This is a genomic window from Eleftheria terrae (assembly GCF_030419005.1).
GTDB classification, from domain to species: Bacteria; Pseudomonadota; Gammaproteobacteria; order Burkholderiales; family Burkholderiaceae_C; genus Caldimonas; species Caldimonas terrae.
Genome location: NZ_CP106951.1, coordinates 2,817,288 through 2,829,291, shown reverse-complemented (window position 1 = coordinate 2,829,291; position 12,004 = coordinate 2,817,288). Strand labels below are relative to the sequence as shown.

General features: G+C 64.5%; 15 protein-coding genes and 1 pseudogene. 8 read left to right on the top strand and 8 right to left on the bottom strand.

All coding sequences use genetic code 11. The features are described 5' to 3' along the window. Positions 1-33 precede the first annotated feature (33 nt). Both N7L95_RS12455 and N7L95_RS12450 read right to left on the bottom strand, forming a co-directional pair. Positions 34-489 (bottom strand): hypothetical protein, encoded by a 456-nt coding sequence (locus tag N7L95_RS12455; RefSeq protein WP_301255566.1) that lies wholly within the window; start codon positions 487-489, stop codon positions 34-36. Beyond that, complete coding sequence (locus tag N7L95_RS12450; protein WP_301255565.1) at positions 486-848, bottom strand: tlde1 domain-containing protein; 363 nt, start codon at positions 846-848, stop codon at positions 486-488. The genes N7L95_RS12455 and N7L95_RS12450 overlap by 4 nt, the downstream gene beginning before the upstream one ends. 223 nt (positions 849-1,071) lie before the next feature. On the opposite strand from N7L95_RS12450, the gene N7L95_RS29755 reads away from it, so the two are divergent. The 3 genes from N7L95_RS29755 to N7L95_RS12440 all read left to right on the top strand — a co-directional run bounded on the left by N7L95_RS29755 (position 1,072) and on the right by N7L95_RS12440 (position 2,221). Continuing rightward, positions 1,072-1,365, top strand: coding sequence for a transposase (locus N7L95_RS29755; protein ID WP_435870017.1), 294 nt, complete (start codon positions 1,072-1,074; stop codon positions 1,363-1,365). A 130-nt stretch (positions 1,366-1,495) separates the two neighbouring features. Further along, the gene (locus N7L95_RS29750) at positions 1,496-1,813 is read left to right on the top strand and encodes a transposase (RefSeq protein ID WP_435870016.1); all 318 of its coding nucleotides are present in this window, start codon (positions 1,496-1,498) and stop codon (positions 1,811-1,813) included. A 174-nt stretch (positions 1,814-1,987) separates the two neighbouring features. Then, positions 1,988-2,221, top strand: a complete 234-nt coding sequence (locus N7L95_RS12440) for a Tsi2 family anti-toxin (RefSeq protein WP_301255564.1) — start codon at positions 1,988-1,990, stop codon at positions 2,219-2,221. Between the two features lie 19 nt (positions 2,222-2,240). Here N7L95_RS12440 and N7L95_RS12435 read toward each other — a convergent pair. Then, positions 2,241-2,453 (bottom strand): annotated as a pseudogene (locus tag N7L95_RS12435) (integrase core domain-containing protein); the annotation flags it as partial. Positions 2,454-2,651: 198 nt separating this feature from the next. Continuing rightward, positions 2,652-3,527 (bottom strand): LysR family transcriptional regulator, encoded by an 876-nt coding sequence (locus N7L95_RS12430; RefSeq protein ID WP_301255563.1) that lies wholly within the window; start codon positions 3,525-3,527, stop codon positions 2,652-2,654. Between the two features lie 103 nt (positions 3,528-3,630). Between N7L95_RS12430 and N7L95_RS12425 the strand changes: the two genes are divergently transcribed. The 5 genes from N7L95_RS12425 (at position 3,631) to N7L95_RS12405 (ending at position 9,598) form a co-directional block, all read left to right on the top strand. Beyond that, entirely contained in the window at positions 3,631-4,563 is a 933-nt protein-coding gene (locus tag N7L95_RS12425; protein ID WP_301255562.1) for an NADP-dependent oxidoreductase, read from the top strand. Between the two features lie 50 nt (positions 4,564-4,613). After that, positions 4,614-5,483 (top strand): SDR family oxidoreductase, encoded by an 870-nt coding sequence (locus tag N7L95_RS12420; RefSeq protein ID WP_301255561.1) that lies wholly within the window; start codon positions 4,614-4,616, stop codon positions 5,481-5,483. Between the two features lie 264 nt (positions 5,484-5,747). Next, positions 5,748-7,814 (top strand): TerD family protein, encoded by a 2,067-nt coding sequence (locus N7L95_RS12415; protein ID WP_301255560.1) that lies wholly within the window; start codon positions 5,748-5,750, stop codon positions 7,812-7,814. 194 nt (positions 7,815-8,008) lie between these two features. Beyond that, positions 8,009-8,788, top strand: a complete 780-nt coding sequence (locus tag N7L95_RS12410; protein ID WP_301255559.1) for a hypothetical protein — start codon at positions 8,009-8,011, stop codon at positions 8,786-8,788. 138 nt (positions 8,789-8,926) lie between these two features. Continuing rightward, positions 8,927-9,598, top strand: a complete 672-nt coding sequence (locus tag N7L95_RS12405) for an SIMPL domain-containing protein (RefSeq protein ID WP_301255558.1) — start codon at positions 8,927-8,929, stop codon at positions 9,596-9,598. Between the two features lie 401 nt (positions 9,599-9,999). On the opposite strand, the gene N7L95_RS12400 is transcribed toward N7L95_RS12405, so the two are convergent. The 4 genes from N7L95_RS12400 to N7L95_RS29595 all read right to left on the bottom strand — a co-directional run bounded on the left by N7L95_RS12400 (position 10,000) and on the right by N7L95_RS29595 (position 11,963). Beyond that, positions 10,000-10,290, bottom strand: coding sequence for a hypothetical protein (locus N7L95_RS12400; protein ID WP_301255557.1), 291 nt, complete (start codon positions 10,288-10,290; stop codon positions 10,000-10,002). A 188-nt stretch (positions 10,291-10,478) separates the two neighbouring features. Next, a complete protein-coding gene (locus N7L95_RS12395) occupies positions 10,479-10,853 on the bottom strand; it encodes a VOC family protein (RefSeq protein WP_301255556.1) in 375 nt (124 codons plus the stop codon). A 241-nt stretch (positions 10,854-11,094) separates the two neighbouring features. Next, positions 11,095-11,754 (bottom strand): LysR family transcriptional regulator substrate-binding protein, encoded by a 660-nt coding sequence (locus N7L95_RS12390; protein ID WP_363324835.1) that lies wholly within the window; start codon positions 11,752-11,754, stop codon positions 11,095-11,097. Continuing rightward, positions 11,700-11,963 (bottom strand): helix-turn-helix domain-containing protein, encoded by a 264-nt coding sequence (locus N7L95_RS29595; protein ID WP_363324834.1) that lies wholly within the window; start codon positions 11,961-11,963, stop codon positions 11,700-11,702. The genes N7L95_RS12390 and N7L95_RS29595 overlap by 55 nt, the downstream gene beginning before the upstream one ends. Between the last annotated feature and the right edge of the window lie 41 nt (positions 11,964-12,004).

The window sequence follows — 12,004 nt, the reverse complement described above, 5'->3', positions numbered from 1 at the left end:
GATGTCTACTCGACGGGAAAGCTTACGCGACGCCTATTTCTTCTCTTTCAGAATCGACTTTCCGGTTTGCAAGATGCGGAACTCCGGAGTGAGGACCACAGTGGCCAAATGAGCCATAGAGCACTCGACAAACGTGGCCTCGGTGATTGTCATCACCTCATACAACTGCCCTTCCTTTGTTTTTACTGTGAACTTCTCGATCTGCTGATAGACATCTGACTTCGGAAATTCCGGGCCAGAAAACACGCCCACCTTGTACGAGTCGAGAAGTGCAGTAGTTAGGGAATATGGAGTGTCACCCCGGTAGATTGATGATGAGTCGCGAATCAATCCAGCATCGACCATGTGGCCAAGCGCCACTCGTGTAGCCCACCTGTCCGGCCCATAGCACAACGGAACTTTCTCGGATGGCTTTGCCGGCACGCCTTGCGCCGCCCCAAAAAAGCTTGTGAGAACTAAGGACAGTACCGCTGCCGATTTGCGCATCACCAAACAACCTCAAGATCGCTGTCGCCAGAGTTGACGATTGCTAGACGTGCGTTGTAGCCCACGATGATGCAACCCTCAGAGGCCGTGCCAGGGTTGCTGATGCTGTCCCCATGGATACGGAAATCGGTCCTTCCGTAGGTATGTGTTCCGGCCACGGGAGTGAGAACAATCGTGAGGGGCCCCTTGCTGTTGGTGTGCCCGTTAATCCGCCACTTTCCGCGAGGAATAGGCCCCCAGTTGGAGATGTGTTCGGAGGTTGGTTTATCTTTATGCTCCCCGCGACCAGCATAGCCGTTGCTATAAATAAGCACGTTATTGTGGTACAGCTTTCTTGTCGTTACTTCGTAAGCCCAGACCATTGAACACCCCTTCCTGATTGTTTTATCTGAAATATCGCTTTCCCTTGCCGGGGAAGCATTTACCTGGATAGGAATGTAGTGAGTGAGAGAGTAACTGTCTGTAGATCCCGACTCCCTCAATCGGGGGGCGAGGCACCCGGCTTGTTGCAATTACTAGGGTGTGTTGATAGGCGAGCCGATCCCGCCTAGGGTGAACGGGCATAGGTGAGGTTCGAAGGAACGGATGGCACATCATCGTCATGAACTGTCAGATGCTGAGTGGGCGGTGCTGGAGCCGCTGTTGCCACCGCGCAAGACGGCGGGGCGACCGTACGGGGAGCATCGCAGGATGCTCAATGCCATGCTGTTCCGGCTGAACACCGGTATTGGGTGGCGCGATCTGCCCGAGCGTTACGGCCCGTGGCAGACGGTGTATTCGCGCTCGCGGCGGTGGTGCCGTTGTGGATTGTGGGACCGGATGCTGCAGGCGCTGCAGAGCGAACTGGACGCGGTGGGCCGCATCCAGTGGTGGCTGTGATGTGTAGACGGCTCCAACGTGCGCGCGCACAAAGCGGCGGCTGGCGCCCAAAAAAAGTCGCCCGGCGCGCGAACCAGCGGACCATGCACTGGGGGCGTAGCCGCGGCGGCTGCGGCAGCCAGCATCATGTGTGAGTGACGGCGCCGGGATACCGCTGGCCGTGAAGCTCAGCCCTGGGCAGGCCCATGAATCGCTGTACGCTGAGTCAGTGCTCGACTCCGTGCGCGTCTGTCGGCCCAGCGGCACAGTGCGGCAAAGGCCCGAGCGCGTGGCTGGCGACAAGGCCTACAGCCAGCGGCGTATCAGGCAGTGGCTGCGGCAGCGACACATGCGAGCCGCCATCCCTGAACGGCGTGATCTGCCACAGCGTCGCCGGGGCCGACCTCCTGACTTCGACCTTCAGCAATATCGCCGCCGTAACGTCATTGAGCGCTGCATCGCTGGTTGAAGGAAGCACGTGCCGTTGCTACCCGCTTCGAGAAGCTGCCCTTGCACTATCTCGGTGGCGTCAAGCTGGCCATGATCCGGCGGTAGTTGCGAGCCGTCTTGTCAAATGGACAACTTCGCACGCAATGCGATTCGACGGCAGTACGAACAAGTTCGCGGTCGCTAAGGAGCCATCATGGAACTGAGGCCTCAATCATTGATGGTGGCGATTCAATGTGTCGCCGCGCAGGTGCGCTTGCTGGATGAGCAACTCCAGAACGATCAAACGCCCGACCCGGAGGAACTGGAGCAGTTGCTGCTCAGCTTCGACCTCGCTGCGGATGATCTGAAGAATGCCTATGAGGACGCATTGCAGCGCTACGGTGGGCTGCCTTCCTATGAAAGCCTGGTTGCCCGGACAGGGACGTGACTGTGCGATGCACTTGGGGGCGGGCGAATTCGGCGGGGGTGGCCCATTCCAGCGCAGAGTGGGGCCGTGTCTCGTTGTCGTGGCTCCGCCAGGCCCCGATCTTGGTCTTTGCGTCGTCCAGTGACAAGAACCCATTCGCGTTCAGGCACTCCTGACGCAGTCGGCCGTTGATGCTGTCCACCCCGGCGTTGTCCGTCGGCCGGCCTGGCCGGCGGAAGTCCAACTCCAACCCGGTTGCGGCGAATAGCCTAGCGACCGAGCAGTCAGGAGCTGGCGCCGGTTAGAAGGGGCTCAGCAAGCCTGCTTCGCGCTCAAACTTCGCAGCAATCCGAAGTAGCGAGCACCGCGATGCTGCTCCAGCCCGGCGAGGCGGACCGGGTTGCTCGACAGAATCGGGCGGCACCTGCCCGTTCACGAAGGACAGGTCGCGCTAGCCTTTCAGCACGAGCGACCCTTCCGGGTACTGCGCACACATGAACTCGACAAACGCGCGCACCTTCGGCGGCGGCAAGCGACGAGATGTGTGCAAGACCCACAGCGCGACCTCCACGTCCGAGACCGTTCCCCACTGAAGCAGTTCTCCGCGGCTGAGCGGGTTCCACGCGATCGACTGCGGCAAGAGCGCAGCGCCCGCGCCGGCCACGGCGGCGTCGCGGATCATGAGGAACGATGAAAGCCGCAGCTTCGGCACTGGCTCGATGACCAGGCGCCCGCCGTCCAGGGTCCAGTGGGTCGGCTGGAAGTTCGAAAACACGATGCTCGGTACGGGCAGGACGGCACCGGGTTCGGGCATCGGCACCGAAGGCGCCGCCACCACCACCAGCCGGTCCTTGGCGAAGCAGCGACCGACCAAGCTGCTGTCCGGCGCCGGGTTGACTCTGATCGAGACGTCGAACTGCTCTTCCACCAGGTCGACGATGCGGTCGTCCGACACCACCTCGAAGGTCACCTCCGGGTAGGCCGCGCAGAACTCGGCGCAGATGCGCCCCATCGCGAGCTGCGAGAACAGCACCGGCGATGCCACTCGCAGGCGGCCGCGCGGCGTGGACACCCCCTCGCGTGCGGCCGTCACCGCTTCCAACATCTCGTGCATCGGCCCTTCGGTGCGCGCCGCCAGCAGCTCGCCGGCCTCGGTCAGCTTGACACCCCGGGCGCTGCGCTCGACGAGGCGCACCCCCAGTGCCTCCTCCAGGTCGGCAATGCGCCGCGACAGCGTGGCCTTCGACCGGCCGCTGGCGCGGCTGGCCTTGCCCAGCCCGCCGTTCGTGGCCACCAGGGCAAAGTCAGCCAAAGCATTGAGGTCCATGGTGTTCCGGTATTGAAACGGTGTGTCCCGATTTTCTGGTCTTCGTTTGGTTCCTGCAACGGCCTATCGTTCACCCATCGCAACGTTTTCAAGGGGAACTGACATGACCATGCAACGCGCCGTACTGATTCGGCACTATGGCGGCGCGCATGCCGCCGAACTCGCGGAGGTCGCGGCGCCCAGCGCGGGACCAGGCCAGGTCCTGGTCCGGGTGGGCGCCGCGGGCATGAACGCCATCGACTGGAAGGTTCGCGAGGGCAGGGTGCGTGACGCCTTCCCGCTTCAACTGCCCGCCGTGCTGGGCATCGAGTTGGCGGGGGTCGTCGAGGCGGTCGGCCCTGGCGTGTCACGCTGGCGTGTCGGCGATCGCGTGATGGGCCCGCTGGGCGGCTTTGGCGCGTATGCGGATGCGGTGGTCGTGAACGAGTCCCATCTGTCACGCACCCCTGAAGCGCTGAACGACGTGCAGGCAGCGGCTCTGCCGGTGGCGACGGTGGCGGCTTGGCAGAGCCTGCACCACGCTGGCCCGATCCGCGCCGGGCAGCGGATCCTCATCCACGGCGCCGCCGGCGCCCTCGGAGGGTATGCCGTTCAGTATGCCAAGCAGGCGGGTGCCGAAGTGGTCGCCACCGCGGCCGCGGCGCACGTGGACTACGTTCGCAGCCTCGGCGCGGACCGCGTCATCGACGACCGGGCGCAGCGTTTCGAGGACACCTTACGCGACATCCAGCTGGTGCTCGACTACGTCGGCGGCGAAGTGCTCGACCGTTCGTGGCCGGTGCTGAGCGACACCGGCGTGATCGTCGGCACCTCGTCTCCCGAGATCCTGGCACGCACGCCTGCCGGCCGCCGCGGCCTGTGGTTCATGCATCAACCGGATCCGGCGCTTCTTGAGAGGCTGGCAGCCCGTGTCGTCGATGGTTCGCTGCAGTCCAACGTCAGCGAGGTGGTCGGGTTCCAAGACATCCCCGCCGCGATCGAGCGCAAGCGCGTCGGCTCGCACGCCGGCAAGACCGTGGTCGACTTTTCCCGCTGACCTGCCACTCACATCCACCCCCACCCAACGCATCCTTGAAGGAAATTCAAATGAGCATTCTGGTCACCGGTGCCACCGGCACGATTGGCTCTCTCGTGGTCCAAGGCCTGGCCGCCGCAGGCGCCGACGTCAAGGCCCTGGTTCGCGCAAAGGGCAAGAAGACCTTCCCTGCAGGTGTCACCGAACTGGTCGGTGACCTGACCGACGTGCCCTCGCTGCGCGCAGCGTTCTCGTCGGTGCGCACGCTGTTCCTGCTCAATGCGGTCACGGCCGACGAGGTCACGCAGGCGCTCGTCGCACTGAACCTGGCGCGCGAGGCGGGCATTGAACGCATCGTCTACCTGTCCGTGATCCACGCCGAGCGGTACACCAACGTGCCGCACTTCACCGGCAAGCACACGGTGGAGCGGATGATCGACAGCATGGACGTTCCGGCGACCATCCTGCGGCCTGCGTACTTCATGCAGAACGACCTGACAGTGCAGCAGGTCATCCGCAGCCATGGCGTCTATCCGATGCCGATCGGATCGACGGGCGTCGCGATGGTTGACGCGCGCGACATCGCCGATATCGCCGTGGCCGAACTGCTGCGTCGCGACAAGGCGGCCGGCCCGCTGCCACGCTTGACGCTCGACCTCACCGGCCCTGACGTGCTGACCGGCCAGTCCGCGGCTGCGGCCTGGAGCGCGGCGCTGGGTCGCAAGATCGGCTACGGGGGCGACGATGTGGTGGCCTTCGAAGGACAGATGGCGCAGTTCAGCCCGTCATGGTTCGCCTATGACATGCGGCTGATGATGTCCGGCATCCAGACGATCGGCATGCATGGATCTGAAGGAACGGTTGCCCGGCTCGAGGACATCCTGGGCCGCCCGCTGCGCAAGTACGCTGACTTCGTCAAGGAAGCCATCGAGGCGGCCTGACCGCCGGCGCATCCGTCTGCCTGAGCAGTGGCTGTCGCCGATGCATGCAGTGCTGTCATGCTCGGTCGTCATAGAATTCGAGGGTGGCTATGGGGGTCCTTCCTTCTCCACCCTGAATACCTAGGGTCCCCGCTCTCCACACCAACGCCTGCCTTTGGCAGGCGTTTTCACATCGACCATTGAAGCAACGCCGAGTTGCCCGTGACGGGCTGGCCATGGCCAGGTTCGGTCCGCACGGTAGGAGGCAACCGGGGAGTCAGGCGGATGAATCGTGAGCTCTATTTGCGCCGTCGCGGCAAGGTCTACGTTCGCGAAGGCACGGGCGGCGCAACGCGCAGCCAGATCGCCACGGCCCAGAAGGAAATCGCGGCGCTCGGCTATGCGTTCTCCGAGGCATTGACTGAGCGCCTGGCCACACTGTCGACCGACCACCTCACGCTGTGGTTGCGCGAGACGATGGATCTGCTCAAACCCCAAACCGGAGCGCATCGGTCTCACACGCCGCTGTTTCCCGGGTTCCCGGAGCAGGTACTCATGGCGCAAGAGGCGGAGTTGTACCTTCATGCAGTGGTGCACTACCTCACCCACCGGCAACTGCCGCCGTCGGAGTTGGCTCGGCCCGCATTGCTGGAGGGACGAACGCCTCGCGTTCTCGATCTCGGTAGTGTCGAAGAATTCGAAGGCCTGCTGGCGCCGCTGGTGGCTTCACGAACGTCGCTATCCGTTCAGGACGCCGAGGATATCCACTGGTTCGTTCGGCAATACCGGGCCGACGTGTTCCGGCTGCTGCCTGAATCGGTTCCGTTCCGCGAAACGCGTGCCCAGGTGGGCGGAGCGCTGCTGAAGCACATCCCCGGTGATCCACGCGTCGAGGCGTTTCTCGAGCGGCACGTCGAGACCGCAACGGACGTCCTGCGCCTGGCCGTCGCCTTCTGCGGCGGAGACGTTTCGCTCGCCACGGCAACCCGGTTCCTGGCCATGAAGCGGTCCATCCGCCGCCAGCTGCTCCGGCTGCTCGACCGGGCGCCCAACGCCGTGGAAGACGTGATGCGCCATGCCGAACGGTGGAAGCGGCTCGGCGAGGTGCTGCATCCCGGGGACTATGCTGAACAGCTTCCGCGGGCTTTGGGCGCCATCACTGCCGCAAGACGCGGGAATGCGCCGCCCACCTTCGCGTCGCGTGTGGAAACGCTGCTGGACCAGGGGTGCATTGAAGCACTCGCCACGTTGCTGCTGCAGCGCCCGGGTGAGTTCGCCCGGCGCCTTGACGTGTTGCTGCGTCGCGCGCCCGACGCCGAAGCGATCGTCGACAGCTTCGAGGCGATTGCATCGCAGGTCGCCACACCGGTCTTGTTGCAGGTCATGGCACAAACGCGGTCGGCTCGACCTCTGCCCCTGCGTGCGTTCGTGCCGAAGGGCTCATTGGCCAAGGTGTTTGGCACCACAGATCAGCGAGGACCTGTTGCGCCCACTTCACTGGCACGCGCCGCCCACGTGTGCGAAGCCGCATTGCTGGCCCGGTTTGCCCAACTGCCGCCGCTAGGCCGGTGCTATGTGGATGGTGCGCTGGCGGAGTACAAGGTGCCCATGGCGCAGCGCGCCGCGTCGAAGTCCTTGCGTACCCTGGTGCGTGGCAGCCGCCTGCCCATGCCGGACACCCGCTTCATCCGCCTCTTCCTTTGGTGGAAGAATGGCAGTTCGCGCACGGACATCGACCTCTCGGTGGCCTTCTTCAATGCCGAATTCGTCTTCAGACAAACCGTCGCCTACTACAACCTGAAGGCGTTCGGTGGATACCACAGCGGCGACATCGTGGATGCGCCGAAAGGCGCAGCCGAATTCATTGACCTTGATATCGACGCGCTGACCGAACAAGGCATTCGCTACGTGGTGCCGTCGATCAACAGCTACACCGAGCAGCCGTATTGCGATCTGCCGGAATGCTTCGCGGGCTGGATGGCTCGTGGCGACGTGAACTCCGGTGAGGTCTTCGAGCCCCGCACCGTGGTCGATCGCATCGACATCGCCTCCGACACCCGCCTCTGCCTGCCCTTCATGATGGACTTGCACGAGCGCCGGGGGCTGTGGGCGGACCTGGGTCTGACCGCCTCGCCCCGCTGGAACAATGTTCGCAACAACCTGCGCGGCGTGTCGCTCATGTTGCGCGCCTTGGTCGACACGCCGCGGCCCGATCTTGCCACCCTGTTCTCGTTGCACGCCCGCGCGCGTGGGGTGCTGGTGGACAGTCCAGAGCAGGCAGACGCCGTCTTCTCTCCGCATGAGGGCGTCACGCCATTCGACATGGATGTCATTCGCTCTCAGTTCATGTGAGCTCGCATGTGGGCTTCGCATCCGGTTGCCCGCTGCCAGACGCGCACCGCACCGGAGTAGCCGCGCCATTCAGTGCCGTTCAGCCATACCCGATGCGCACAGCGGCCCCCTGCGAACCCCACACCTGGGTGGCACCCTCGTGTTGTCCTCGTGACACAATATGAAACGCTGAGGGTGTTTGAAGGGGCGAGGCAATGTTCATTGTGTGGGGACGCAAACTGGTGCGGCGCGGCCTCGGCTACGTGGCTGATTTTTGCCCTATTTGCAGAGTGATCCAGCCGTTCAAGCTGGAGCGGCTAGGGTCGGTGGGCCACGTCTATTACCTCAGTTTCGGGCAGGGCGAGCTCGTCGGCTACGAGCGTACTTGTCAAGCCTGCAAGACCTCTTTCAATGCCGAGCCCTCGGTTTATGCAGGGGCAGTGAAGACGGTCGTGCCGTTGCCCGAACTGCAGCAACGCACGTTTCCCCACCTTGCCACCGTGCTGCGTGAACGGCTTGAGCTGGAAGCGAAGGTGAAGCGCGATCCCACGCTGCTGTCCGGCGAAGAGCGGTATGCACTGATCAGAAATACCTTCGAACTGCTTTCTCCCAAGGTTGAGAAGCGATTCGCTGCCACTCACATTGACAAAGAGGTCGCTTTGGCTGCTGGTGGTGCGCTGGCTCTCACCGCTGTAGGGCCTGGTGTTGTCCGTTCCGTTTACCCGGATGCCGCCGAGCTGTCGCTGCTGGTCTTCATGGGCTTGGGCGCCTTGCTTCTCGTTTGGCAGTTCGCGCTCTCAGGCCGCCGGTTCATGCGGCGTGACGTCATCCCGACTTTGGCCATGTCACTCCATCCCCTTCGCCCCTCCGAAAGGGAGTTGACCAGCGTGCTGCAGGATCTGAAGCAATTGCGCCATAAGATTGCCTCAAAGCTCAAACTCTCCGACCTGCAGATGCAGTTGCGTCAAGGTCCAGCGGGTCACTCTGCCCCCTGATCCCATCGATACGGCTGGCCTCGCACATGCACCGCGGCTGTGCATCAACCGCGTCTGATGTGCCCAGCGGGCGCCTTACTGGAGCCTTGCGCGAGAAGCGAACTGCGCGGCGATGATTCACGAAGAGGAGCACACAAGGTGCAGAACTCCATCGAGGTGGTTGGTGCTGCCCAACTGGTCGAGACGGCGGCCGAGTACCGCGCCGATCTGACGATGTCCGTGCGAGCCGCGCAGACCGAGACGGCGGTGAACGAAGCGACGGAGTTGCGTCGTCGATGCGTGGAGTCGCTTCGCAAGAGCGGCTTGAGAGACAGCGAACTGCAGGAGGGCGGAGCGGATGTTTGGCGTCCATGGTACGGGAAGCGAAAGGCCGGCCAAGAAGCCTCGCACCGCATCTTGCTGGCATGCGATGACATGCAGCGACTGAGCGGCGCGCTGGCGGCGCTGGAGCCGCTGTTCGAGAACCAGCGCCACACCCTGTCGGTCTTCATGCGCCCCCCACGATTTGCCACATCCGAAGAAGCAAGGCGCAGTGCCGAGCGGGAAGCCTTGGCGAACGCACGGACCAAGGCTGAAAACATCGCGGCCGCCGCTGGACTCTGCCTCCGAGGTGTTGTCGAGGTCGAGGAACTGGGCAGCAAGATCGGCCACTCCGGCGCCTACGGCGATGAGGCTTGGGGAGGGTATGCCGCGGCGGCAATGGGCCCGGGGGCAGGCGCAGACGAAGACGCGCCAGTCTCTCTGGACCCTGCAACACGTTCCTCCACGATCCGGTTCCGGGTTCGTTTTGCCTGCCAGCAGCCGGCTTGAATCACCAACCGTTTGCGGCACTCGAACTACTGCAATCGGCAGTCGTTGAGCCTGGCCAGGCGCGGCTGCTCCTTGCGTGGGCTCCCCCAAGCCGAAGATGCCTGCATCTGGACAATGCGGTCGCGAGCGGGAGGCGAAGACCGATAAGAGAGAGCAAGCTCAGCGAGAGCCAGGTCGCCTGGAAGCAGAGAACGCCAAGCTCAAGCTCATGTACGCCGTGCAGGCCTTGGATCATCGAAGGTGCTGCTCGACCACAACGAGCGCACATCTCACGACGCCCTGGGAGGGCTGCCGCCACGGCAGTTGCTGCTCAGGATCACGGCCGCCGAGGACTCGGGCAATAGGCTGTCTACTTGACGCGGACGCTTGTGTGGTGAGAGCGAACCCCAGGCTGCGCCGTTTCAGTCCCCATCCCGTCGCCTTGCGTTCCCCTGCCGCCGCCACCGTGCCGCCAGCGCAAAGCTGCGGTGTCGCAGGCGCTGGGAGAACGGCTTCCTGCTGACCTCTTCGAGCGCGCAGGCAATGCCTTCATCGATCGGCGCTCCCTGCTCGATCCATGACACCGCCAGGTCCACCCAGTGTTCGGTCGGCCAAGTCAAGCCGGCGAGAAGCAGCTCCGTTGGCGCAGCCAGAGATCCGTCGAACGCCGCGTACGGATGCTCGAGAAAGAGCACGAGTTGCCTGCGGTCCATGCGGAGCTCAAAAGCGGGAAGGGCCCGCGCTTGGCCTGCTCCCGCTGCCATGCGGCCTTCGTCCCGAGGCGCGCTGTCGCAGGCATGGGTGCGATGTCCGAGAGATCAATGACACGGATCGTTCGCGGCAAGACGAGAGGGCCCGCTGCCGGCAGCGGTCGCCCGGCGTTGCCCGCTCGATCGGAGAGTCAGGCCTCCGGTGCATGGCAAACCACTTCGATGTTGTGCCCGTCGGGACCAATGACGAAAGCCGCATAGTAGTTCGCGTGGTAGTGCGGGCGCAGGCCCGGCGCACCATGGTCTTTGCCACCCGCCGCCAGGGCCGCGCGATGGAAAGCCGCGACCTGCTCGCGATTCTCTGCCACGAACGCCAGGTGAAGATGCGCTGGCTTCTCCTGGGTTTCGTAGATGCACAGAGACGACTTGCCGTCTGCGCTGAGCTCGACACCGTAGGTCGGCGGTCCCTCCGCGACAAGGGCGACGCCCAGCGGCTCGAGCGCCTGCAGGAAGAACGCCTTGCTGGCTGCATAGTCGCTGGCTCCGAATTTCACGTGGTCAAACATCGGTTCTCCTGAAGAAGCGCGCGGGCCTGCGCACAGCGTAGCTTGCTTTCGATTCCAGCTCAGCCTGGCGCCTCCGGGTAGACCGGGTCAGGCGGAGGTGCTTGCAACCCGTCGGGCGTCGGAAGCGACCGGCCGGTTCCCGCCCGCGCCACCCCTCTGCTGTGGATCGCAGCGGACATGGTGCTGGCCACTTGAACGGCGGGCGTGGGTCGGGCGCGCCGCGCGGCCCGGGCACATCGGATCACATGATGGATTGCGCCCGGGCCATTTCCACAAACGCCCGCGCGCCCGGCGACAGCGCGCCCTGATCCAGCATCGCCAACCCCACATGCCGGGCCGCCGCCGGCCGCAACGGCCGGTACACCACGCCGGGCCACACATCCGGCAACGCCAGCCTCACCGACACCGACACCCCCAGCCCCTGCTGCACCAGCCCCAGCACCGACAGCACCTGCGGCAGCCTGAACAGCTCCACCGGTTCGGCCCCCGCGCGAGCCAGCAGCGCGGCAATCTCGTCCCCGCAGCCGGCCGAGGTGGCGATGTAGCGTTGCCGATGCAGCTGCCGTGGGCGCACCGCTTCCTGGGCGGCCAGCGGATGGTGCTCGGGCAGCACCGCCACGTATTCGTCGCTCGCCAGATGCACCGTGTCGAAGCGAGCCTCGGGCAAGGTGACAAAGCCGAGTTCCACCCGCCGGTCGACCAGCCACTGCGCAATGACACCGTCCGCCTCTTCCTCCACCCGCATCTCCACCCCCGGGTGACGCAGCGCAAAGGCACGCAGCAGCTGCGGCAGCAGGCGCAGGGACGAACTGGGTCCGAAGGAGCCAATGCGCAACAGGCCCGCCTTCAGCCCCTTCTCGGCCTGCACCTCCTGGCGAATGGCCTCGGCCGCGGACAACATGGCCCGCGCGTGGGGCAGCAGGCGGCGCGCGCCGTCGGTGAGCACCGGGGCGACTGGCGGCGATCGAACAGCGGGGTGCCCAGCGCCTGCTCCAGCGCCTTCACCGTGTGGCTGACCGACGACTGGCCAATGCCAAGCCGCGCCCCCGCGGCCGAGAACCCGCCGGCCTCGACCAGTGCGACAAAGAGCTCCAGCTGACCGAGGGTCATTTGCGGGCTGCGTGGCATCCGTGGCACCCCAGGGTATGAAT

What these genes read in the sequence shown, in the direction of transcription:
- N7L95_RS12415 (WP_301255560.1), top strand. Translation starts at nt 5,748, where the DNA reads ATGAATCGTGAGCTCTATTTGCGCCGTCGCGGCAAGGTCTACGTTCGC.
- N7L95_RS12410 (WP_301255559.1), top strand. Translation starts at nt 8,009, where the DNA reads ATGTTCATTGTGTGGGGACGCAAACTGGTGCGGCGCGGCCTCGGCTAC.
- N7L95_RS12395 (WP_301255556.1), bottom strand. Translation starts at nt 10,853, where the DNA reads ATGTTTGACCACGTGAAATTCGGAGCCAGCGACTATGCAGCCAGCAAG.
- N7L95_RS12425 (WP_301255562.1), top strand. Translation starts at nt 3,631, where the DNA reads ATGACCATGCAACGCGCCGTACTGATTCGGCACTATGGCGGCGCGCAT.
- N7L95_RS12440 (WP_301255564.1), top strand. Translation starts at nt 1,988, where the DNA reads ATGGAACTGAGGCCTCAATCATTGATGGTGGCGATTCAATGTGTCGCC.
- N7L95_RS29755 (WP_435870017.1), top strand. Translation starts at nt 1,072, where the DNA reads ATGGCACATCATCGTCATGAACTGTCAGATGCTGAGTGGGCGGTGCTG.
- N7L95_RS12390 (WP_363324835.1), bottom strand. Translation starts at nt 11,754, where the DNA reads ATGTTGTCCGCGGCCGAGGCCATTCGCCAGGAGGTGCAGGCCGAGAAG.
- N7L95_RS29595 (WP_363324834.1), bottom strand. Translation starts at nt 11,963, where the DNA reads ATGACCCTCGGTCAGCTGGAGCTCTTTGTCGCACTGGTCGAGGCCGGC.
- N7L95_RS12420 (WP_301255561.1), top strand. Translation starts at nt 4,614, where the DNA reads ATGAGCATTCTGGTCACCGGTGCCACCGGCACGATTGGCTCTCTCGTG.
- N7L95_RS12450 (WP_301255565.1), bottom strand. Translation starts at nt 848, where the DNA reads ATGGTCTGGGCTTACGAAGTAACGACAAGAAAGCTGTACCACAATAAC.
- N7L95_RS12430 (WP_301255563.1), bottom strand. Translation starts at nt 3,527, where the DNA reads ATGGACCTCAATGCTTTGGCTGACTTTGCCCTGGTGGCCACGAACGGC.
- N7L95_RS12400 (WP_301255557.1), bottom strand. Translation starts at nt 10,290, where the DNA reads ATGGACCGCAGGCAACTCGTGCTCTTTCTCGAGCATCCGTACGCGGCG.